The organism is Prevotella sp. P4-51 (genome assembly GCF_002251455.1).
In the GTDB taxonomy this organism is placed as follows: domain Bacteria; phylum Bacteroidota; class Bacteroidia; order Bacteroidales; family Bacteroidaceae; genus Prevotella.
The window spans coordinates 228,525-249,536 of record NZ_NPJM01000031.1 but is presented as its reverse complement, the minus strand read 5'-3'; the positions used below and the strand labels follow the sequence as shown (position 1 = coordinate 249,536).

General features: G+C 44.4%; 23 protein-coding genes and 2 tRNA genes. 9 read left to right on the top strand and 16 right to left on the bottom strand.

Going from position 1 to position 21,012, the window contains the following annotated elements:
* Window positions 1-77: 77 nt before the first annotated feature.
* Genes CIK94_RS03880 through CIK94_RS03870 form a run of 3 tightly spaced genes read left to right on the top strand, consistent with a single transcriptional unit; the run spans window position 78 to window position 3,751 of the window.
* Window positions 78-1,193, top strand: a complete 1,116-nt coding sequence (locus CIK94_RS03880; protein WP_094421392.1) for a phosphatidylinositol-4-phosphate 5-kinase — start codon at window positions 78-80, stop codon at window positions 1,191-1,193.
* 16 nt (window positions 1,194-1,209) lie between these two features.
* Window positions 1,210-1,659: a YhcH/YjgK/YiaL family protein gene (locus CIK94_RS03875; protein WP_094387461.1), complete on the top strand. Its 450-nt coding sequence runs from the start codon at window positions 1,210-1,212 to the stop codon at window positions 1,657-1,659.
* A 4-nt stretch (window positions 1,660-1,663) separates the two neighbouring features.
* Window positions 1,664-3,751: an alpha amylase C-terminal domain-containing protein gene (locus CIK94_RS03870; protein ID WP_094388867.1), complete on the top strand. Its 2,088-nt coding sequence runs from the start codon at window positions 1,664-1,666 to the stop codon at window positions 3,749-3,751.
* 91 nt (window positions 3,752-3,842) lie between these two features.
* Here the strand turns inward: CIK94_RS03870 and CIK94_RS03865 are convergent, their stop codons facing one another.
* Genes CIK94_RS03865 through rsmG form a run of 4 tightly spaced genes read right to left on the bottom strand, consistent with a single transcriptional unit; the run spans window position 3,843 to window position 6,162 of the window.
* Window positions 3,843-4,277, bottom strand: a complete 435-nt coding sequence (locus CIK94_RS03865) for a hypothetical protein (protein ID WP_254046043.1) — start codon at window positions 4,275-4,277, stop codon at window positions 3,843-3,845.
* Between the two features lie 54 nt (window positions 4,278-4,331).
* Window positions 4,332-4,910, bottom strand: a complete 579-nt coding sequence (gene ruvC / locus CIK94_RS03860) for a crossover junction endodeoxyribonuclease RuvC (protein ID WP_094421390.1) — start codon at window positions 4,908-4,910, stop codon at window positions 4,332-4,334.
* On the bottom strand, window positions 4,907-5,548 hold the full coding sequence (locus tag CIK94_RS03855) for an MBL fold metallo-hydrolase (protein WP_094421388.1): 642 nt from the start codon (window positions 5,546-5,548) through the stop codon (window positions 4,907-4,909). Before CIK94_RS03855 ends, ruvC begins: the two co-directional genes overlap by 4 nt.
* Entirely contained in the window at window positions 5,542-6,162 is a 621-nt protein-coding gene (gene rsmG / locus CIK94_RS03850; protein WP_022311497.1) for a 16S rRNA (guanine(527)-N(7))-methyltransferase RsmG, read from the bottom strand. Before rsmG ends, CIK94_RS03855 begins: the two co-directional genes overlap by 7 nt.
* Window positions 6,163-6,271: 109 nt before the next feature.
* Between rsmG and CIK94_RS03845 the strand changes: the two genes are divergently transcribed.
* Both CIK94_RS03845 and CIK94_RS03840 read left to right on the top strand, forming a co-directional pair.
* The gene (locus CIK94_RS03845) at window positions 6,272-6,904 is read left to right on the top strand and encodes an HAD family phosphatase (RefSeq protein WP_094387464.1); all 633 of its coding nucleotides are present in this window, start codon (window positions 6,272-6,274) and stop codon (window positions 6,902-6,904) included.
* Window positions 6,874-8,049, top strand: coding sequence for an MFS transporter (locus tag CIK94_RS03840; RefSeq protein WP_144007796.1), 1,176 nt, complete (start codon window positions 6,874-6,876; stop codon window positions 8,047-8,049). Before CIK94_RS03845 ends, CIK94_RS03840 begins: the two co-directional genes overlap by 31 nt.
* Window positions 8,050-8,113: 64 nt before the next feature.
* Here CIK94_RS03840 and CIK94_RS03835 read toward each other — a convergent pair whose 3' ends face one another.
* The 9 genes from CIK94_RS03835 to CIK94_RS03795 form a co-directional block, all read right to left on the bottom strand.
* Window positions 8,114-8,497, bottom strand: coding sequence for a DUF1573 domain-containing protein (locus CIK94_RS03835; RefSeq protein ID WP_022311494.1), 384 nt, complete (start codon window positions 8,495-8,497; stop codon window positions 8,114-8,116).
* A 146-nt stretch (window positions 8,498-8,643) separates the two neighbouring features.
* Window positions 8,644-8,717, bottom strand: a tRNA-Asp gene (locus tag CIK94_RS03830).
* 29 nt (window positions 8,718-8,746) lie between these two features.
* Window positions 8,747-8,820: transfer RNA gene (locus CIK94_RS03825), tRNA-Asp, on the bottom strand.
* A gap of 73 nt (window positions 8,821-8,893) precedes the next feature.
* Window positions 8,894-9,418 (bottom strand): GNAT family N-acetyltransferase, encoded by a 525-nt coding sequence (locus CIK94_RS03820; protein ID WP_094387466.1) that lies wholly within the window; start codon window positions 9,416-9,418, stop codon window positions 8,894-8,896.
* Window positions 9,399-10,580: a glycosyltransferase family 2 protein gene (locus CIK94_RS03815; protein ID WP_022311492.1), complete on the bottom strand. Its 1,182-nt coding sequence runs from the start codon at window positions 10,578-10,580 to the stop codon at window positions 9,399-9,401. Before CIK94_RS03815 ends, CIK94_RS03820 begins: the two co-directional genes overlap by 20 nt.
* Window positions 10,555-10,983 carry a hypothetical protein gene (locus CIK94_RS03810; RefSeq protein ID WP_094387468.1) on the bottom strand — a complete coding sequence of 143 codons (429 nt, stop codon included), beginning with the start codon at window positions 10,981-10,983 and terminating at the stop codon, window positions 10,555-10,557. The genes CIK94_RS03815 and CIK94_RS03810 overlap by 26 nt, the downstream gene beginning before the upstream one ends.
* Before the next feature lie 2 nt (window positions 10,984-10,985).
* Window positions 10,986-11,597 (bottom strand): recombination mediator RecR, encoded by a 612-nt coding sequence (recR, locus tag CIK94_RS03805; RefSeq protein WP_094387469.1) that lies wholly within the window; start codon window positions 11,595-11,597, stop codon window positions 10,986-10,988.
* 5 nt (window positions 11,598-11,602) lie between these two features.
* Window positions 11,603-12,097 carry an outer membrane beta-barrel protein gene (locus CIK94_RS03800; RefSeq protein WP_094421386.1) on the bottom strand — a complete coding sequence of 165 codons (495 nt, stop codon included), beginning with the start codon at window positions 12,095-12,097 and terminating at the stop codon, window positions 11,603-11,605.
* A 7-nt stretch (window positions 12,098-12,104) separates the two neighbouring features.
* The gene (locus tag CIK94_RS03795; RefSeq protein WP_094421384.1) at window positions 12,105-13,625 is read right to left on the bottom strand and encodes a carbon starvation protein A; all 1,521 of its coding nucleotides are present in this window, start codon (window positions 13,623-13,625) and stop codon (window positions 12,105-12,107) included.
* 103 nt (window positions 13,626-13,728) lie between these two features.
* On the opposite strand from CIK94_RS03795, the gene CIK94_RS03790 reads away from it, so the two are divergent.
* From CIK94_RS03790 to CIK94_RS03775, 4 genes are all read left to right on the top strand, one after another.
* Complete coding sequence (locus CIK94_RS03790) at window positions 13,729-15,375, top strand: glycoside hydrolase family 10 protein (RefSeq protein ID WP_094388918.1); 1,647 nt, start codon at window positions 13,729-13,731, stop codon at window positions 15,373-15,375.
* Window positions 15,376-15,487: 112 nt separating this feature from the next.
* Window positions 15,488-16,093 (top strand): DUF4840 domain-containing protein, encoded by a 606-nt coding sequence (locus CIK94_RS03785; RefSeq protein ID WP_144007795.1) that lies wholly within the window; start codon window positions 15,488-15,490, stop codon window positions 16,091-16,093.
* Window positions 16,094-16,160: 67 nt separating this feature from the next.
* Window positions 16,161-16,433: a hypothetical protein gene (locus CIK94_RS03780; protein ID WP_144289395.1), complete on the top strand. Its 273-nt coding sequence runs from the start codon at window positions 16,161-16,163 to the stop codon at window positions 16,431-16,433.
* 51 nt (window positions 16,434-16,484) lie between these two features.
* Window positions 16,485-18,182, top strand: coding sequence for a putative transporter (locus tag CIK94_RS03775; RefSeq protein ID WP_022311485.1), 1,698 nt, complete (start codon window positions 16,485-16,487; stop codon window positions 18,180-18,182).
* A 27-nt stretch (window positions 18,183-18,209) separates the two neighbouring features.
* On the opposite strand, the gene CIK94_RS03770 is transcribed toward CIK94_RS03775, so the two are convergent.
* Genes CIK94_RS03770 through rfbC form a run of 3 tightly spaced genes read right to left on the bottom strand, consistent with a single transcriptional unit; the run spans window position 18,210 to window position 20,862 of the window.
* A complete protein-coding gene (locus CIK94_RS03770) occupies window positions 18,210-19,001 on the bottom strand; it encodes a DUF4738 domain-containing protein (protein WP_094387475.1) in 792 nt (263 codons plus the stop codon).
* Window positions 18,998-20,314, bottom strand: coding sequence for a UDP-glucose/GDP-mannose dehydrogenase family protein (locus CIK94_RS03765; RefSeq protein WP_022311483.1), 1,317 nt, complete (start codon window positions 20,312-20,314; stop codon window positions 18,998-19,000). Before CIK94_RS03765 ends, CIK94_RS03770 begins: the two co-directional genes overlap by 4 nt.
* Entirely contained in the window at window positions 20,314-20,862 is a 549-nt protein-coding gene (gene rfbC, locus CIK94_RS03760; protein WP_022311482.1) for a dTDP-4-dehydrorhamnose 3,5-epimerase, read from the bottom strand. The genes CIK94_RS03765 and rfbC overlap by 1 nt, the downstream gene beginning before the upstream one ends.
* Window positions 20,863-21,012 lie beyond the last annotated feature (150 nt).

Sequence of the window (21,012 nt, the reverse complement as noted above, 5' to 3'; positions counted from 1 at the left end):
AAAGGTAGTGATTTTTAAGAATATATTTTGCCGTATCATCGTTTTTTGCTAATTTTGGCAATAAATTCTATTAATTTATGACTAAGAAAGCAATTGTTATATATATACTTCTATTATTTCCGTTATTCCTTTCTGCGCAGAAAGTTTATTTAGGTTCGTGTACAACTTCTGATGGAGGTCAATATAAAGGAGAAATGGTGGGTGGGAAGCCCAATGGTAAAGGTTCTGCAGTATATACAAACGGAGACACTTATGAAGGGGAATATGTAAAAGGAAAGCGCAATGGTTATGGCGTATACTCTTTCTCCGATGGTGAGAGATATGAAGGTTCGTGGTTTCAAAATCAGCAACACGGACGCGGAACTTATTATTTCCTTACCAACAATAAGTATGTCGGGCTTTGGTTTCGCGATGAACAGCAGGGCCATGGAGTTATGTATTATTATAATGGTGACAAATATGAAGGCAATTGGCAGAAGGATAAGCGCCATGGCAAGGGAAAATATACTTTTGCAAGTGGTGCATATTATAATGGCAATTGGGATAATGATAAAAAATCGGGTAAGGGATTCTTTGATTGGGGCAATGGCACCACGTATGATGGTATGTGGCTTGACAATCAGAGATCTGGAAAGGGAACATTCAGATATGCCGATGGGGATGTATATATAGGAGAATGGAAAGACGATATACAGGACGGCTTGGGTATCTACAAATTCCAGAATGGTGATTACTATGAAGGAAAATATGTTCAAGGAGAACGAACAGGGGAAGGAATATTCAAGTATTCTAATGGTGACAAGTATGTTGGAAACTTTCAGAATGGAGAGAAAAATGGATATGGCTCATTCTATTGGTCCAATGGAGACACCTATACAGGATATTGGAGCAATGACCGTCAGCATGGCAAAGGTAAGCTGGTCAAGAAAAATGGCGATGTATTTGAGGCCAATTTCAAAGAAGGTTTGTTTGATGGGGAAGTGATAATCCATTTCGCAAATGGTTCTCGCTTTAAAGGAATGTACAAGAAAGGACTTCGTAATGGTCCTGCAATTGAAGAAGATAAAGATGGTAAACGCTTTGAGGGTGTTTATGCAGATGGTCTGCGGAATGGCCGTTTTTTGGAAAAAGACCGCAACGGAAAAATTGTCGCTCAAGGCAAATATGAACATGGACGAAGAATAGTAGATTAATTTAATAAACGAAATTATGATAATTGACAATTTGACTAATCTTACCAAGTATGTCGCTCTCAACCGTTCTTTTCAAACAGTCATTGATTATCTTAAAGCCAATGATTTGAAATCAATGGAGCCTGGTCATTATCCAATTGATGGTGACAATATATTTGTGAACATCCAAGAGGGCTTTGGAAAAACAAAAGATGAGGCCAAGGTAGAGTGTCATCATGAAATGATAGACATACAGATTCCTTTGACCGAAGTGGAGACATACGGATACATAGATATTACCTACAGAGATGTTAAAGGTTTTGATGCCGTTAATGATATAGGCTTTTTCCCAGACTTGACGCCTTTGTGTTATCCTGTGTGTCAAGTTGGTATGTTTGCCATCTTTTTCCCTCAAGATGGTCATGCACCTATGATAGGTGATACCGCCCGAAAGATAAAGAAAGCAATTTTTAAAGTAAAAATCTAAAGTTATGGTGACTTCAAGTAAAACTTGTAGAAAAGGCTTGAAAGTTGACTCTCCAGCAAAGCAGGCCAAGAGTCAGCGAGTTAAACATTTGGGAATCGTCAAGCGCGATGGCTATCTTGCTCCTTTTGAGGATGCTATTCGTGGCAGGCATGAACATGCTCAGTGGAAATATTCTCAATATACCGATAATGGCAAGTCCACATTATCAGACTTTGCTAATGGACATGAATATTACGGATTGCATAAACTTGAAAAAGGCTGGGTGTTCCGCGAATGGGCTCCCAATGCTACTGACATTTATCTGATAGGTGACTTTAATAAATGGAAGGAAAGTCCCAAGTATAGATGCAAGCGCATCAAAGGTACCGGCAATTGGGAGTTGAAATTGTCGGAAAACAGCATAAATCATGGCGACCTCTATAAGATGCATGTCTATTGGGAAGGTGGCGAGGGAGAGCGTATCCCGGCATGGACTCGTCGCGTCGTTCAGGATGAAGAAACGAAGATTTTCTCCGCCCAAGTCTGGAATCCGGAACAGCCTTACAAATGGAAAAAGAAATCGTTTGTACCTAAAACCAATCCACTCTTTATTTACGAGTGTCATATCGGCATGTCCCAGGATGCAGAGAAGGTTGGAACCTATGATGAGTTTAGACTCAATGTTCTGCCTCGTATAATCAAGGATGGCTATAATTGCATTCAGATTATGGCGATACAGGAACATCCTTATTATGGAAGTTTCGGTTATCATGTCAGTTCGTTCTTTGCTTCATCGTCGCGTTTCGGTACTCCGGAGCAACTGAAGCAGCTCATTGACGAGGCCCATCAGCACGGAGTGGCTGTAATCATGGATATTGTTCATTCCCATGCTGTCAAGAATGAGGTAGAAGGTCTTGGAAATCTTGCAGGTGACCCCAATCAGTACTTCTATCCGGGAGAGCGTCACGAGCATCCCGCTTGGGACAGCTTATGCTTTGATTATGGCAAAGACGAGGTCGTTCATTTCCTGCTTTCCAATTGTAAGTATTGGTTGACGGAATTCCATTTTGATGGCTTCCGTTTTGACGGAGTAACGTCCATGTTGTATTATAGCCATGGGTTGGGTGAGGCATTCACCAATTATGGAGATTATTTCAATGGGCATCAGGATGACAATGCAATTTGTTATCTTACATTGGCTAACATTCTTATTCATGAGGTAAACAAGCATGCGATTACTATTGCTGAAGAAGTAAGTGGCATGCCTGGCTTAGCGGCCAAATTCGCTGACGGTGGTTATGGCTTTGACTATCGCATGGCAATGAATATCCCTGATTATTGGATTAAGACCATCAAGGAGTTACGCGATGAGGACTGGAAACCAAGCTCCATTCTTTGGGAGGTTACCAATCGCAGGTCTGATGAGAAGACGATATCCTATTGTGAATCCCATGACCAGGCGCTTGTCGGAGACAAGACCATAATATTCCGTCTTGTTGATGCCGATATGTATTGGCATTTTAAGAAAGGTGATGAGAATATGTGCGCCCAACGTGGTATCGCTCTTCATAAGATGATTCGCTTGGTTACGGCCTCTACCATTAATGGAGGGTACCTGAATTTCATGGGAAATGAGTTTGGACATCCTGAATGGATTGATTTCCCGCGTGAAGGTAACGGATGGAGCCATAAGTATGCTCGCCGACAGTGGAACCTTGTAGACAATAAGGAATTGGATTATCACTATCTTGGCGACTTTGACCATGATATGCTTAGTGTATTGAAGTCAGAAAAGAACATCAACAAGACAGCAGTGCAAGAAATATGGCATAATGATGGTGACCAGATTCTCGCATATATGCGTGGAGACTTGGTATTTGTATTCAATTTCTCTCCATCCCGCTCATATTCTGATTATGGCTTCCTCGTGCCCGAGGGAGCGTATGAAGTGATGCTAAACACTGATTCTAAATTGTATGGAGGAAATGGATTGGCTGATGATACCATTACCCATTTTACCAACTCCGACAAGTTGTATGCTAAAGACCATAAGGGGTGGTTGATGCTTTATATTCCAGCCCGCTCTGCGGTCGTATTAAGACGAAAAGAGTAATACTTTCCTATAAAAAGAATGGCACTGTGGTTTTCCACAATGCCATTCTTTTTTATTTCATGACTGAGATTAAGCCCAGTCGTGTATTGGCTTAGTTGTTGCGGCGAACTTCTTCAAGTGCCTTAACCCAGTTTGTGTCCAAGGAGAATTGGGTAATGAAGTTGTCGTTGTCAACATAGGCATAAATAATGTCTTTGTCCATGTCGTTGAACAATGCGTTTTCGATAGTGACTTTTTTAAATCTGCTCATAATGATGTCTCGTTGATTCTTTTTCTTTTCCATTGACAGTCTCTTTATGTACAGATTGACAAAGTCTATCATTGCGCTCGTCTGGTTGCCTAATTCGTAGGCTGTTACATGGTTGTCGCCAGCCTTCACCATCATATAATATATGGCATCATACTTGAATGTTGCGATTTTCCTTTCGTCAAGCGTCTTCTTGGGATCCGACTTGATGACTTCTTGATTTTGCATGATGCGCTTAATCTCTTTGTAGATTTCCTGAGCGCTTGCGTTTGTTGCCATTGTCAATAGCAACAACATTGATACTAAAAATGTTCTCATATTTTCTTCTGCTGTTTACTTCAACTTTGATATATTGTTTATTCTGTCTTGGTTTCTTGTCGCGAAATCTTTCCAACTCCCGTATTTATGCTCGCTTTGTGGCGCATTCTGTTGCAAAAAATGACAATAAGCGACACCTAATGCGTCAGTTGCATCCATAAACTTGGGCATTTCCTTCTCGTCCATTTTGAGAAGTCGTTGTAACATTCCTGCCACCTGCTCTTTGCTTGCCTGACCTTGTCCGGTTATGGCCATCTTTATTTTAAGAGGAGCATATTCATGGATAGGGATTTCGCGCCTTATAGCTGCGGCAATTGCCACCCCTTGAGCCCTTCCCAGTTTCAGCATAGATTGGACATTTTTCCCAAAGAACGGAGCTTCTATAGCCATCTCGTCGGGCTGATATTCGTCGATAATTCCCGTAATCCTTTCGAAAATCTTGCCTAATCTTATGTAAGGGTCGTGCATCTTTCGTAAATCTATTACTCCCAAAGCCATCAGTTGGGCTTTATTGCCGACTGCTTTCAAGACGCCATAACCCATTACATTTGTGCCAGGGTCTATACCGAGAATGATGCGTTCATTATCTGTCATCTATCAAGATACGGGTTGCTGGCCAATTCATTGCCTATAGTAGTCGTTTCGCCATGACCAGGATATATTTTCGTAATATCTGGAAGCTGGCAAATCATTCGAAGGCTTTGTATTATCTGGAACATTGAGCCTCCTATAAAATCCGTGCGACCAATGGCATGTCTGAACAATGTGTCGCCAGAGAAAGCAACGTTTTCTTCTTTGCAATAGAAGAACACGCTACCAGGAGAATGGCCGGGCGTTTCAATAATTGTAAACTCATGTGTTCCAAATCTGATGACATGATTCTCATCAAAATACACGGGATTGGGCATCTGGTAGTCAAGGGTCACATTGACCAAACCTTCCGCTTGCTTGTCGAGCATTTCCATCAGTTGTTCGTCTTCCTTGTGCACTTCTGGCCTTAAACCGTATTGCTCATAAATAGTATTATTACCGAAATTATGATCAATATGGCCATGTGTGGCAATGAGGTGCACCGGTTTGAGCTGCTGCTCTTTGATATAGTCTATTATGCTTTGGCGTTCATGTTGTGAGTATGCTCCGCAATCACAGATAACACACTCCTTTGTGTCATCGCTTATCACATAGCAATTCTCTTGCAACATGTTGCATGTAAATCGTTTTATTGTCAGCATGGAATGTATAATATGTTTTTTTCTTTGAACCATTCTTCTTCAAACCAATTACTGATGGGGGCAATTTCAGCAATATTGGAGTAGGGCTTTATCTCTGCTTGCAAGTCACCTCCTTTGAGGCAGATAATACCATTGGGGAGGGCATTGCTTTGTTTCTTGGAAATATTTTTGGCCACAATCTTGGCGAGGTCAGGTAGAGGCATGACCGCTCTGCTCACGACAAAGTCGAATTTTCCTTTTTCTTCCTCGCCGCGGAGATGGACTGCGTTGACGTTCTTCAGCCCTATTGCTTTGGCTACTTCTGTTGCCACCATGATTTTCTTTCCAGTTCCATCGATGAGCCTGAACTTACATTCGGGAAATAGTATAGCAAGAGGAATACCTGGAAAGCCGCCACCAGTACCAAAGTCAAGAAGGGTAGTACCGGGCTTGAAATGAATAAACTTTCCAATTGCGAGAGAGTGAAGAACGTGGTGTTCGTAGAGATTGTCAATATCTTTGCGTGATATTACATTTATCTTTGCATTCCAATCTCTGTATAAATCCTTGAGTTTGGCAAACTGTTGAATTTGTTCCTCACTCAGTTTGTTGAAGTATTTGGTTATAATCTGCATATAGTCTGATGACAATTAAACGGCTAATTATCAATTTCTTTTTGTTCCTTGCAAAGTTACGATAAAAATGTCGTAACTTTGCATAATAATAGTAATTATTTAGTGAATAATGATTAAAGCAGCGCTTTTTGACTTGGATGGTGTCGTATTTGATACCGAGCCACAATATACGCTCTTTTGGGGAGAGATTGGCAGGCAGTATCATTCTGATATTCCTGATTTTGCAAAGAGAATCAAGGGACAAACCTTGACTCAGATATTTTCGGCGTATTTTTCTCATCTTCAGTCTGAACAATCGCAGATTGTAAGTCGTCTTAATGAATTTGAGCGGAATATGCATTTTGATTATGTTCCCGGATTTCAGCAATTTGTTTTGGCATTGAAAGAGAAAAATATCAAAACGGCAATTGTCACAAGCAGTAATAATGAAAAGATGAGAAGTATCTACGCGGCTCATCCTGAGTTTCGGGATTATTTTGACGCCATTCTTACTTCTGAAGACTTCTCCCATAGCAAGCCCCATCCCGAATGTTACCTTAAGGGTGCCGAAGTCTTGGGTGTACTTCCTGACGAATGTATTGGCTTCGAAGATAGTTTTAATGGTCTGAAGGCGGCGCGTGCTGCCAATTTGTATGTTGTAGGACTGGCTACCACAAATAGTGCTTCAGCCATATCAGATTATTGTGATTTAGTAATCAATGATTTCTCAAATTGGACACACAGAATACCTCCATTCATCTGAGCCATTGGCATAAAGAATTCTGGTTTTTGGCTATAGCCAATTCTTTACTTTCAATAGGCGTATATATGTTGATACCTGAAATGTTGACATATATGCGAATCAATGGTTTCTCTTATCAGGCACAGGCTCTTGTAATGGGGGCGTATGTGCTGGGTCTATATGCTTTTGGGCCATTTGTAAGTTATTTGGTAGAGCGTTATCGTCGCAAAAGGGTGTGTCAATATGCGATTTTGCTGTTAATTGGCGATATCCTTATGATGTTGTATTTGCGCACGTCTCCAATGGCTGCTCGATTTGAACTTGTAGTGGCCTTACGATTCATATTAGGTGCCGTTTACGGGTTGGCACAGATGGTCTTGCTTTCTACTCTGGTCGTTGATTCTGTTCAGTCTTATTTCCGTACAGAGGCTAATTATCATATCAACTGGTTCGGTCGGCTTGCTGTTGCTTTGGGCCCGCTGATCTCTCTTGTGGTGGTTTCTCATGTAAGTCTTGAGCGCGCGTTTCTTTTATCTGTGCTGTTGTCAGTATTGGCCCTCTTGCTTATTTCGGTTATACGCTTTCCTTTCAAGACCCCTCCAGATAATATAGAAAGATGTAGCTTGGACCGTTTTCTCTTGCCAGGCGGAGTTATGCTCTTTGTGTGTTTGGCACTGATTATGGTAGTTGTAGGTATGCTTTACACCTTGCGGTTGCCTGCTGCTTTTTTTGCTTGGATGTTGTTGGGATTGTTTGTGGCAGTCCTTGTAGAGAGGATTGCGTTTGTCAATGCCGAGTTAAAGAGTCAAGCGGTAACAGCTCTTCTTGCCATGATTATAGCATTGTTTTTACTCATTGAGCGTTCTGGTTGTCATGAGGTCATATCTATTTCAGCCACATTGCTTGGGTTGGGAGTAGGGGTGATAGGTACGCGTTTTCTCTTGTTCTTTATCAAACTTAGTACTCATTGCCAACGTGGCACTTCTCAGAGTAGTTACTTTCTGTCTTGGGAGACGGGAATTGGACTTGGTGTAGTCGGTGGCTTGGCGGTATGTCACGGAGAGATGTATCTCACCTTATGGATTGCGCTTGCCATTAGTATTATGGCATGTATGCTATATGTATTCTACTTGCATCGTTGGTTTATGAAACACAAGAATAGGTAATAAGCAAAAAACTCATTCAAGACCTGCTTGAATGAGTTTTTTGCTTATCGTATAGGACTGTTTGTTACTCTTCTTTCATATCTCCTTCTATATATAGACGGACCATTTCTACTTTTCCGTTAGTCCTAATGGTAATCGATTTCTTGAAATGTCCAGGGAATTTGCCTTTCCCGTTATAGGTAACTTTTACAGTTCCCTTTTCGCCGGGCATGATAGGCTCTTTTGTATATGAGGGGATGGTGCATCCGCAACTGGCTATGGCCTGGTTGATGATGAGAGGGGCTTTGCCGATATTAGTGAATGCAAAAACGGCAGTCTGGACAGGTGTCTTTTCACTGAACGTGCCGAAGTTATGTACGGTCTTGTCAAACTTTATTTCTGGCTGTTCCTGCTGCGCGTAGGCGACAAGGCTTGCCAGCATCATTAACAATAAAAATATCTTTTTCATATCAATCATTATTTAATATTGTGCAAAGTTAGGGATAAATTATGAATATAGGCAGTTTTCGGCGGTTATTTATAATTTATTAATTAACTTAGTGTTTGTTTGCTATAAACGAAAAGAGTCTTAAGTAAGAACTTAAGACTCTTCTGCGGTGTGTACGGGACTCGAACCCGTGACCCCATGCGTGACAGGCATGTATTCTAACCAACTGAACTAACACACCTTGTTAGTTTTTTGCATCTGAAGAACTTGCGGTGCGTACGGGACTCGAACCCGTGACCCCATGCGTGACAGGCATGTATTCTAACCAACTGAACTAACGCACCAGTTACCTGTTCCTTATTTGCGAGTGCAAAGGTAGTAATATTTTTCTAATCCACCAAATACTTGCGCATATTTTTATAAAAATAATTGCATGGCATATGCGTCTGCAAAACCGTTTGAAGTGCGGAACCAATCTTTAAGTATTGTCCCTTTGACAAAGCCGACATATTCATGCAAAGACACAGAACGTTCATTGTCAGTATTTATGAGTGCATAAAGTTGGCGAAGGTGTAGCACACTGCCAGCATAACTGATCAGCTGTAGCAAGGCTGATAAGGCATACTTGTTTCTTCTGTATTTTTTAGCAATGACGATTCCCGTCTCGGCTCTTGAGTGATGTGGGTCAAAATTGGTTAGGTCTATCATGCCCACAACCTCGCCTTCTTCGTTTTCGATGGCCCACCTTACTTGGCCGTCTTTATATATGTCGCATGTACTGTTGGCAATAAAGTCATGCAGGACATATCGTGAATACGGGGTCGTATAGTCGCTCACATCCCATAACTCGGGATCATTTTCTATACTATAGAAGAACTCCAAGTCTTCTGGCTCTAAAGCTCTTAGCTTGACTGTTGGCAGGCTATTGGTCATTGAATACATTTTTTTCGGTGATAATCGTATGCGACAATGGGTTGAAAAAGCCCATCTTCACTCTTGGGTGGGCAGACGATGTCGCACTCTTGAATATCTGCTGAAGGGCAAAGGCAGACACATCATATATAATATATGTAAGGGCTGTCTCGTTGAGTTCGTTATACTCTATGTCATCTAAATCTGTAATGTAGTTTGGGTCTAAGCCGTTTGCAGATGCGATTTTATTACACAGTTCTCTATTCTCCATGGGTACGACACAAATGTAGCTTATGGGGGCAGCCACTTTGAGCTTCTCGTTTTTGAAGGTTGAATAGAATTTGCTCATTTTGACACTAATCAGAGTAGATAGTGCCTTCGAGTAAATTGCCATTTGTATGGGAAGAGAGAAAAGAAAACTCAGGTGGGAATAATGCTTGTTGAAGAATATAAGCATTGCCTCATAAAACACGTGCACATAGCGAAACGATGTTTTTTGCGTGCTTTCCCCCTTGTAGTGGAGTATTTCTGTCGGGTAATACCATACATCCCATCCTTTGTTATGTATGCGATACGACAAATCTATGTCTTCTCCATACATGAAGAAGTCTTCATCGAGCAGGCCTACATCTTCCAGCGTAGATTTGCGCAGCAGGCAAAACGCACCGCTTACAATCTCTATTTTGGAAGCCTCGTTCCATGGGAGGTAGCTCATATAATAGTGGGCAAATGTCCGGTTAGCTGGAAAGCGTTCGCACACCCCGCACATCTTGTAGAAGGCAGTGGCAGGCGAGGGTATGCCTCTACGTGATTCTTTGGCCACGCTGCCGTCTGTGTTTAGCATCTTGACTCCTAAAGCACCAGCCCGCTCATGACTGTCCATAAACGCAATAGTTTGGCGAATGGTGTCTTCGCCTACCATTGTGTCCGGATTCAGCAGGAGCACGTACTTGCTTTGGGAGCGCCTTATGGCTATGTTGTTGGCGCGTGAGAACCCCAGGTTCTCTTGGTTTTGGATGAAAACAACGTCATCAAAACGCGGCTTGAGGTAATCAATGCTGCCGTCATTCGAACAATTGTCGACAACACATATTTCGGCGTCTATTCCCGTTAGCGCTTTGCGCAACGAGTATAGGCACTGCTCCACATAAAACTTTACGTTGTAGTTAACTATTATGACCGTCAGTTTCATTGTAACAGCGCGACAATGATGGATATACGAAGAATAGGCTCAGGAACAGGATGATGGCAAGATACCCAAAGCCGGCACCGACAAAAAGGTAGTAGCATACCAGATTGATTACCATGGGCACGTTGAGCAGGCATAGTCGTACAATTCCCCAACGCTCGAAATGAAGCAAGGTGTCAGATGCCAGCTTGTTGGCGATGGCTTTGAACTTGAAGAGTTTCAAGGCTACAGGAATCGCAATAATCGTGAGAATCTCCATCATTGACATGATGACAAACTCCACTTGCTTGTCATTGGCCAGGATGCCATTGGGTATGATGTCCAACTCGCCTGATACAATTATGATCGCCGAAAGTGCGATTGGAATCCAAAATATGAGTTGTAATTTCTTCTGAATAGTTTCCATTTTTATTTGCTGAAAGGAATACGATTGAGTATAGAACGGCCCAGTGTCACTTCGTCGGTATATTCCAATTCGTCGCCGATAGAAATGCCTCGTGCGATGACGCTGATATTCACATTGGTGTGTGCCAATTTTCTGGATATATAAAAGTTGGTTGTGTCGCCCTCCATTGTGGGGCTGAGTGCCAGGATGATTTCGCCTATATCGTCACGCTCCACGCGTTCTACGAGCGAAGCTATCTCTATATCTCCAGGGCCGATGCCGTCCATCGGGGATATTATGCCACCTAAGACATGGTATAGTCCCCGATATTGCTGAGTGTTCTCTATCGCCATCACGTCGCGGATGTTTTCCACTACACATATTGTCCTTGTGTCGCGATGTGCATCAGAGCATATCGGACAGATGTCAGTATCGCTGATGTTGTGACACACCTTGCAATACTTTACATTATGACGCAAAGTGCCGATGGCGCTGGTGAAACCGTCAACGCTTTCTTCGCTCTGCCGTAAGAGGTGCAGTACAAGTCTTAGTGCTGTCTTGCGCCCGATACCTGGTAGTTTGGAGAACTCGGAGACGGCTTTTTCCAATAGGGTCGATGGATATTGCTGTTCCACCGCGATTAATCGTCAAACAGGTAAACGCCGATACCCACCTTAAGTCCGATTGTGGAGTGGTCGCTATCCTTGAATGAATGTTTGTAATACACTGAAGGCTCGATGGTTACCGAGCGGTTGATGAAGAAGGCATAACCAACTTCAGCACTGGGCATAATGTCGTTGTAACTATGATTGCTGTGCACAAAATTACAATTTGCGCCGAGGAAGAGACCGTTCTGGATGATGTAATAACGGAATCCCACGCCTATTGCAGCCTGGTCAGCTATCTTGTCTTTGCCATAGTGGTCATAGCCTACCTCGCCCAAGAGCATCCAATTGTCTGCAAACAGGTAACCTGCCTTGGCCTGTACGCCGAGGTTCAATCCGTTCTCGCTGTTGTATGATAGGTTGAGTCCGCTAAGCGAAGCGCCTATATATCCTTTACCTTGTTGAAACTGTGCGCTGGCTGTCAGTGCGACAACAAGCATCGTTAATGATAATACTATTTTCTTCATAATGCAAATGTTATCTTTTTGTTGTTTGTTTCTTATACCATATTATATATATAATCGTCAATGCAGCGGTAAGCAGTCCTCCTAATGTGTAGCTCAAGCCAGCTGGAAGATGCAGGGCTTTGTCGCTGATGAGGATGTAAGTCGTACATACCATTGTCATGAATGCCGCTGGCACAAATGTGAACCAGTGACACTTATGCTGTTTGGCCAGATATACCGTGATAGTCCATAAGGCAAAGACTGCCAGAGTCTGATTTGACCATCCGAACCATTGCCAGATGGTGTTGAAACCGTCTTTGTTTTCTATCTGCCATACGAGCAAGCCCAGTCCGACGGCAAATAATGGCAAAGCAATCATAAACCGCTTGCCCAATTGCTTCTGGCTGGCATTCATTGCCTCTGCTATGATGAGTCTGGCGGATCTAAAAGCGGTGTCTCCACTGGTGATTGGAGCGGCGACCACTCCCAGCAGGGCCAGCAGTCCTCCTATTACTCCCAGCCAGCCCGTACAGACATTGTTGACTACGTCGGGAGCGGTGAAGTATTGTATCAGTGATTTGCCGTCAGCATCGTTTGCCTGTGCCAGGAAATCACAGATAGTCTGCGGGTCAACCACCTCGCGCCAGCCGCCATAGTAGAAGAAGTATGAAGATACTGCTGCCCAAATCAAGGCCACGATGCCTTCGGTTATCATCGCACCGTAAAATATGGGGCGTGCCAAACGTTCAGATGTGATGCAGCGCGCCATGAGCGGACTTTGTGTGGCGTGGAAGCCGCTTATAGCTCCACAGGCAATAGTTAGGAATAGGCAAGGAAACAAGGGGTTGTTGCTGAAGAATGTATCTGTGCCTAACAGCGAGGAAGGGGTGTTCCTGTTAGAGGCTTCCAGGTCGCTCCATATCTCGGGTAAAGCCGGCATCTTGACAAATAGCATGACCATAAGTGCAAATGCCATGAATATGAGGGAAATGGCGAACAGTGGGTAAATCTTTCCTATAACCTTGTCAATGGGAAGGATTGTCGCCAGGATGTAGTAACCGAAGATGATGATGACCCACCATGTGGTGGTGAGGCAGTAATTCTTCAGAAGTAGAGCCGGGCTATATACAAATACAACGCCGACCATGAGCAACAGGAAGACAGAGAAGACGAGCATTATCCTTCTGGCTGTTGCTCCCAGATAGGTGCCCACCAGTGCTGGCATGTTGGCACCGCCGTGGCGTATGCTTAACATTCCCACAAAGTAATCGTGCGTGGCGCCTGCAAAAATACAGCCAAATACTATCCAGAGATAGGCGGCTGGACCATACCATGCACCCATAATGGCACCAAAGATGGGACCTGTTCCGGCGATGTTTAGAAATTGTATCATAAAAACCCGCCATGAAGGCATGGCGATATAGTCAATGCCGTCAGCGTGGCTGATGGCTGGGGTTGGGTTGTCGGTGGGACCGGCCACGCGCTCGACGATACGCCCATAAATACAATAGCCGAGTATGAGGGCTATCAAGGCCATTATAAAAGAAATCATCTTTCCGCTAATTTAGCTTATATTTGTTGCAAAGTTAATAGATTTTGTTCTAATCGCAAACTAAATACAAAAAAGTTAAGTATCTTTGCGGAAAAATTGAACAATGAAAGTTAGATTACTTCTTTTATATCTCCTGATATCCATATATACGCCGTTATTAGCCCAGTTCAATCAGCCTTCGCCCAAGTATGAGGCGCGGGCAGTCTGGCTTACCACTATCGGAGGGATAGACTGGCCGCACTCTTATGCCCAGACTCCATCTTCGATAGACAGGCAGAAGCGGGAACTGGTTGCCATCTTAGACAAGTTGCAAAAGGCGGGTATCAATCAGGTGTTGTTGCAGACGCGTATTCGTGCCACCACTATTTATCCTTCAGTCTACGAGCCTTGGGATGGTTGTCTGAGCGGTCGGCCTGGCAAGAGTCCCGGTTATGATGCTCTTGCCTTTGCAATCGATGAGTGTCATCGTCGTGGCATGGAACTGCATGCCTGGGTGGTGGCCATTCCTGTTGGCAAATGGAATGGAGCCGGTTGCCGCAATTTGCGCAAGCGAAATCTGAAGATGCTGAAGAGGATAGGGGATGAGGGTTTTCTCAATCCCGAGATGCCACAGACGGCCGGCTATATTGCAGACATCTGCGAGGAGATAGTCAGAAATTATAATGTTGATGGAATCCATCTCGATTATATCCGCTATCCTGAGAATTGGAATATCAAAGTCACGCCTACTCAGGGCCGCAGTTTCATTACTCGTATCGTCAAGGCGATACATGACCGTATAAAGCCCATTAAACCTTATGTCAAACTGAGCAGTGCGCCCATTGGCAAGCATGATGACCTGACCCGATATCAGAGTTATGGATGGAATGCCTATAGGCGCGTGTGCCAGGATGCACAAGGATGGCTGCGGGATGGGTTGATGGACCAGCTGTTTCCGATGATGTACTTTCAGGGACGCCAGTTCTTTCCATTTGCCATCGATTGGAGCGAAAACAGCTATGGGCGCATCGTCACTCCTGGCTTGGGCATCTATTTTCTGTCACCCAAGGAGAAAGATTGGCCACTGGAGATTATCTCGCGCGAGATGCATGTGCTGCGCCAGTATGGTTTGGGGCACGCCTTCTTCAGGAGCAAGTTCTTTACAGACAATACCAAGGGCATTTACGATTTTACATTAAAGCATAACGCCTCACCGGCCCTTGTGCCGCCAATGACATGGGCCAGCAGCACTGCACCCGCTGCCCCTACATGCTTGGCTCTTGGCCGCAATCATGTCCTGACCTGGCAGAAGACGGTAACAGGTGGGGATATATATTATAATGTGTATTCGTCTCCCTCCCATCCTGTAGATATCACAGACGGACGCAATCTTATAGCTGCCCGCGTTAGCGGCAATGCGGTAAAGGTGGGCAACTCGGACCGGTTGTATTATGCTGTGACGGCTATGAATCGATATGGTGTAGAGAGTGGCGCTCTGCAAATGGAGCCTCGGGGCGATTTGTCCTTTGCCAATCCTTCTGCGGCACTCAGCTGTGATGGGCGCAAATTGATTTTGCCACATTCACAGGAAGTTTGGGAGCGCAATGTAGTGTTGCTGGTGACCGATGTTCTGGGCAATCCTGTCCTGACAAGCGCCTGGAAGGGGCAGACTCTGGATGTGAGCAAGATTGCTCCTGGCGTGTACCACCTCTATGTCTTGACAAGTAGGGGCGTGAGACATCGCTGTGGCTATTTCGTAATCCGCCGATAGTGCGAGGAATGGCGCGGTTAACGTTGTTTAACTGTTTGCCGTGCAAGATTTCCCTAAAGTCGCATTTACAAAGCGAAAAAGCTATATTTATAATTATCAACATAACAAGAAAATGAAAAGAAACAGAAAGACAGCCGCCGTCTTGGCGGGTTTTATCATGATGGCCTTGATGATGGTATCATGCAATGAAAGCAACTCGTACCGTGAACTTACAAAGCAGGAAATCCAAAGTGCTTTCTTGACCGTGAGAGGATATCATACAGGCAAGATGGTATATCTGAAGAATATCGGAAACTATCAGACCAAAACCGATACTGTAGATATCAGCTGGACGATTGATACCGACAGCACGCTGACCATACATAACTTTGCCGTGGAGCCATTTGCCGAGTTTATTACCGACAACGAACTCAAGGAAGCCCTGTTGCAGCAGCCTTACCAGGATGTGAAGTGCAAAATCCATTTCGTTGGCTTGTCACCAGTCCTTTTCTACGTCGGTGTTGATGCGCCTGCATACAATATCACCTATGGCGGCCAAAGTCACAAGGTTCAACTGGCGTTTTATGGTAATGCCAATTCGTGCGGAGTATATGATGTGCCAACCCAAAGGATGGAGATACACCTCGTCGGTGGTGGTATCTACGAGGATGGAACCTATAAGGAAAAATATCTTTCTACTACCAACATTCCGATGCTGTTGTTTGCGCCTAATAAGTAGCAGCACGTTTGTCGCTGTGTAGATGACCGCGGCGGTAGAAGATAGGGGAGGGCCGTAACATTCCAGTGTGAGTGTTACGGCCTTTCTGATGTATAGAGGCGATGTCTCCATCAAGAGTGGCGGCAAGGCAAAACCAGTTGCGATGGTGCTGGCGATAGTTTCAAAGTCTGAAATAAACTATTCAAAACATGAATTGATAATATCAAACCATGATTTTATCAATTCGCGCTTCGCTTTTGGGATATATTTGATTAAAGTGAATATAAATGCAGGAAACAACAGTCTGGAATGGATCTGCGGAGCAGTGAAAGTTAAAAAAAAAACAATTATGATACAATGAAAATGAAAAAAATGCAGTAACTTTGTAGGAAAATAACAAATGATATAATTTATGGATTGGCTCATTAACCTTTTTACACAGCAAAATTCGGTTGCCCACATAGTCCTTCTGTTTTCGATAGTGATTGCAGTAGGCGTGTTGTTGGGTAAAATCAAGATTTGCGGCATTTCTTTGGGTGTAACCTTTGTTTTGTTCGCAGGTATCATTGCTGGACATGTCGGCTTTACGGCTCCCGTCGATATCTTGACGTTTATTCAGGACTTCGGTCTCATCCTCTTTGTGTTTATGATTGGTCTGCAGGTTGGCCCTGGCTTTTTTGAGAGTTTCAAGAAGGGCGGCGTTACTCTCAACCTCTTGTCCACGGCAGCTGTCCTGCTTAATATTGGCGTGATGTTTGCCTGCTATTATCTCTTTTTCGATACTACGGATGTCAACAATCTGCCGATGATGGTCGGAACGTTGTATGGCGCGGTAACCAATACACCTGGTTTGGGTGCAGCCAATGAGGCCCTTACTTCGGTCTTCCCTGCAGACAAGGTGCCTTCCATCGCTTCGGGATATGCCTGTGCTTACCCCTTGGGTGTACTTGGCATTATCGGTGCTACCATTGCCATCCGCTACATCTGCAAGATACGTCTGGAGGATGAGAATGAACAGCTGCAGGCGTTGGAAAATGAGAACCCTCACGAGAAGCCGTTCTCTATGCACCTGAAGGTGAGCAACTCTTATCTTGCAGGCAAGAAGCTGCAGCAGATTTCCGAGTTCCTCAATCGTGATATCGTGTGCTCGCGTCTGCTTCACAATGGCGAGGTCGTGATTCCTAACAAGAATACTATTCTCGATTTGGATGATGAGATGAATATCGTGTGTGCCGAGCACGATGCCGAAGCTATCCGCGCGTTTATCGGCCCTGCTATCGACAATCCGTTCCCTGAGGATAATGAGAAGCAGCCTCTGGTGTCTAAGCGTATTGTAATTACCAATCCCTCGATGAACGGTAAGACCCTGGGCAAGATGCACTTCTCCAGTGTACATGGCGTCAACGTTACCCGTATCACCCGCCAGGGTATCGACCTCTTTGCCAGTCGTCGTCACCACTTCCATGTAGGCGACCGCATCATGGTTGTCGGTCCCGAGGACAATGTCAATCGTGTGGCTGAGCTGATGGGTAACTCTATCAAGCGTCTTGATGCACCAAATATTGCGACCATCTTTATCGGTATCATTGTAGGTATCGTCTTCGGTAGCCTCCCATTCGCCATACCAGGTATGCCCGTGCCTCTCAAGCTGGGTATTGCCGGCGGACCTCTTATCATAGCTATTCTTATCGGTCGTTTCGGTTATCGCATGCGACTGGTTACATATACCACGACATCGGCAAATATGATGTTGAGAGAGATAGGATTGGCATTGTTCCTTGCAGCCGTTGGCGTCAAGGCTGGTGCCCACTTCTGGGATACTGTAGTCCAGGGCGACGGTCTCAAATATGTTTATACCGGCTTCCTGATTACTATCATCCCTATTCTTATTATAGGTACTATAGCACGCCTGAAGTATAAGTTCAACTACTTTACCATTATGGGTATGCTGGCTGGTACGTATACTGACCCACCTGCATTGGCTTATGCCAACTCGGTGTGCTCGAAGGAGGAACCCTCGGTAGGCTATTCGACCGTTTATCCGTTAAGTATGTTCTTGAGAATTTTCACAGCCCAGATTATCGTGCTGTTCTGTTGTGGAGGTTTCTGATAGATAGCAAAAAGAAAAATGCAGGTTTCAATCGAAAACCTGCATTTTTCTTTTTCCATTATTGTATATAATCACTTTTATTTGGAACGACGTCGAAGCGTCGGGGATGGCCAGCGAAGCGATGAATATCATACTGTCTGCGGTGGACTTGTAGAATGTGATGTCGCTCAGAATACTCTGCGAAAGATACTCCTTGGGAACCAAATCGGTGAAATCACCCTTAGCAAAGTTGCTTGAATAGATGCGCTTGGCTCCTTGGTAAATGCTCAGGTGGACAATGTTGTCGTAATACACATTGTCGACACCTACACCTTCGTCATTATAAGTAGTCTTGACCACTTTATACGTTGTAGGGTTTACCTGCACATAGTAATGGTACTGGAGTTCGCCAGCCTTGATGACACTGTCGCGCTTGATAAGCTGTCGCTGGTTGAGCGCAATAGTTTTGCGGCTGCCGAAGTAGTAGATGTCCGAGGCATCCTCGCTCTTGGTCAGGGTGATGTGCTCTCCAGACTGGTTCTCGAAGACAAACAGATGCTCCGCTTGTTTCTGGATGTGATATTTGGCCTCCTTGGCACCATGCAGTACCAGCGTGTCGTCGATAATCTGGAAATAGACAGGCAGACTTGTTGTGTCGGGGTAGAAAATGGTATCACCCTTAACCCGGAAGGCAACGTCTTCTCCGTCCTCGTTTATCCAGATTCCCTGTAGCATCCTTTTGGCAGCCCTGTCTTCCTGTATAATCTTTTTGGTGTGCGGCTGTTGGCTGCACGACAAGATTAGCAGCAAGGTAGCTGCAAAGATTGTAAACTTCTTCATCGTCCAATGCAGTGATAAACAAAGCCAGCTGCTTCAAGTTCGCTGGGTTCGAAGATGTTACGACCATCAAGCAGTATGCGGCGGTTCATAATCTTGCCTATAACGTCCCAATTAGGCAGACGGAATTCCTTCCATTCAGTAAGTAACAGTAACGCGTCAGCACCATTGGCGGCGTCATACATATCTGTAGCGTATTCAACGCTGTCGCCAATTCTTCGCTGACATTCATCCATAGCCACAGGGTCATACACCTTGATGCGGCAGCCGGCTTCCTGCAGTTTCTTGATGATTACCAGTGAGGTAGACTCTCGCATATCATCGGTCTCGGGCTTGAACGAAAGGCCCCACAGGGCAACAGTTATGCCCTTGAGGGATTCGCCGGAAAAGACAGATGTGAGCTTGTCAAACAAGACACGCTTCTGTTGCTCGTTGACACGTTCTACGGCTTTGAGTACTTCCATGGAATATCCGTTGTCGTCGGCGGTCTTGATAAGGGCTTTGACATCTTTTGGGAAACAGCTTCCGCCGTATCCGCAGCCTGCGTAGAGGAATTTACGACCGATACGCGTGTCGCTTCCTATGCCCGCTCTGACCATATTGACATCGGCTCCAACTTTCTCGCAGAGATTGGCGATGTCATTCATAAAAGAAATACGTGTAGCAAGCATCGAATTGGCGGCATACTTGGTCATTTCGGCGCTGGGAATATCCATAAATATGACGCGGAAATTGTTGAGCAGGAAGGGCTTGTACAATCTTGTCAGAAGCTCCTTGGCCCGGTCGCTTTCTACGCCTACCACTACACGGTCGGGGCTCATGAAGTCTTTGATGGCATTGCCCTCCTTGAGAAACTCAGGATTGCTGGCCACATCAAAGGTAATGTCTACGCCTCGGCGGTCAAGTTCTTGCTGGATAGTGGCTCTGACTTTCTTGGCAGTGCCCACGGGCACTGTGCTCTTGGTCACCACTACCATATATTTATTGAGGTTTTCGCCAATGGTCTTGGCCACCTGAAGCACGTACTTCAAATCGGCGCTGCCGTCCTCGTCGGGTGGGGTGCCTACAGCCGAAAAAATAATCTGCTGGTCATTGATAATATCTGCCAATGATGTCGAAAACTTCAATCTGCCTGCTTTGATATTCTTTGTTACCAGTTCATCCAATCCGGGTTCGTAGATAGGAATCTGTCCGTTCTTCAGGCGTTCAATCTTCTTGGCATCTACATCGACACATGTAACTGTAGCGCCCGTGTCTGCAAAGCATGTGCCTGACACAAGACCTACATAACCTGTTCCAACTATTGCTATATTCATTATTCAAATAATTTAGCTTCCTTAAATGATTTGCCCGCCAAGTCCTTGGCGCTTGTTATCACCTTGTCAGGGTCAATTGGCCATTCTATTCCTAATGTTTCATCATTCCATCTTATGCTCGCCTCGTGTTGGGGGGCATAGATGTTGTCCACCTTATAGGTAAAGATTGCCTCTTCGCTAAGCACAAGGAAACCATGTGCAAATCCGCGGGGAATAAAGAGCTGTTGTTTGTTTTCTTCGCTTAGTTCCACCATCACATGATGGCCGAATGTCGGTGAATTCTTACGCAAGTCAACGGCAACATCTATCACTTTGCCCTTGATTACTCTTACCAGCTTGGCTTGCGAATACTCGCCCTCCTGGTAATGTAAACCACGGAGAATGCCGTATCCCGATTTGGACTCATTGTCCTGTACAAAATTGATTTTTCCGACATTCTGCTCAAATTCATCTTGCTTCCAAGCCTCGTAGAAATATCCTCGAGCGTCAAAAAACACCTTGGGCTTAATAATATATACACCTTGAATTTCGGTTTCTATATATTCCATAGTCTGTTTGTTGCTTATTGTTCTTTTTTCTTTCATCGCAAATTATTGCTATCGTGTGATAGTTGCGATATCTATGCAAAGGTAAAGATAAAAATAGACAATATGCTAACTTCGGTCCATTTTTTTTACACAATTCATAACTATTGTTGT

Coding starts and splice junctions, on each gene's coding strand:
- CIK94_RS03870 (WP_094388867.1), top strand. CDS start 1,664: ATGGTGACTTCAAGTAAAACTTGTAGAAAAGGCTTGAAAGTTGACTCT.
- rsmG (WP_022311497.1), bottom strand. CDS start 6,162: ATGCAGATTATAACCAAATACTTCAACAAACTGAGTGAGGAACAAATT.
- CIK94_RS03785 (WP_144007795.1), top strand. CDS start 15,488: ATGAAAAGAAACAGAAAGACAGCCGCCGTCTTGGCGGGTTTTATCATG.
- CIK94_RS03775 (WP_022311485.1), top strand. CDS start 16,485: ATGGATTGGCTCATTAACCTTTTTACACAGCAAAATTCGGTTGCCCAC.
- CIK94_RS03765 (WP_022311483.1), bottom strand. CDS start 20,314: ATGAATATAGCAATAGTTGGAACAGGTTATGTAGGTCTTGTGTCAGGC.
- CIK94_RS03845 (WP_094387464.1), top strand. CDS start 6,272: ATGATTAAAGCAGCGCTTTTTGACTTGGATGGTGTCGTATTTGATACC.
- CIK94_RS03855 (WP_094421388.1), bottom strand. CDS start 5,548: ATGCTGACAATAAAACGATTTACATGCAACATGTTGCAAGAGAATTGC.
- CIK94_RS03795 (WP_094421384.1), bottom strand. CDS start 13,625: ATGATTTCTTTTATAATGGCCTTGATAGCCCTCATACTCGGCTATTGT.
- rfbC (WP_022311482.1), bottom strand. CDS start 20,862: ATGGAATATATAGAAACCGAAATTCAAGGTGTATATATTATTAAGCCC.
- CIK94_RS03835 (WP_022311494.1), bottom strand. CDS start 8,497: ATGAAAAAGATATTTTTATTGTTAATGATGCTGGCAAGCCTTGTCGCC.
- CIK94_RS03865 (WP_254046043.1), bottom strand. CDS start 4,277: ATGGCAACAAACGCAAGCGCTCAGGAAATCTACAAAGAGATTAAGCGC.
- ruvC (WP_094421390.1), bottom strand. CDS start 4,910: ATGACAGATAATGAACGCATCATTCTCGGTATAGACCCTGGCACAAAT.
- CIK94_RS03815 (WP_022311492.1), bottom strand. CDS start 10,580: ATGAAACTGACGGTCATAATAGTTAACTACAACGTAAAGTTTTATGTG.
- CIK94_RS03810 (WP_094387468.1), bottom strand. CDS start 10,983: ATGGAAACTATTCAGAAGAAATTACAACTCATATTTTGGATTCCAATC.
- CIK94_RS03880 (WP_094421392.1), top strand. CDS start 78: ATGACTAAGAAAGCAATTGTTATATATATACTTCTATTATTTCCGTTA.
- CIK94_RS03875 (WP_094387461.1), top strand. CDS start 1,210: ATGATAATTGACAATTTGACTAATCTTACCAAGTATGTCGCTCTCAAC.
- CIK94_RS03790 (WP_094388918.1), top strand. CDS start 13,729: ATGAAAGTTAGATTACTTCTTTTATATCTCCTGATATCCATATATACG.
- CIK94_RS03820 (WP_094387466.1), bottom strand. CDS start 9,418: ATGTATTCAATGACCAATAGCCTGCCAACAGTCAAGCTAAGAGCTTTA.
- CIK94_RS03770 (WP_094387475.1), bottom strand. CDS start 19,001: ATGAAGAAGTTTACAATCTTTGCAGCTACCTTGCTGCTAATCTTGTCG.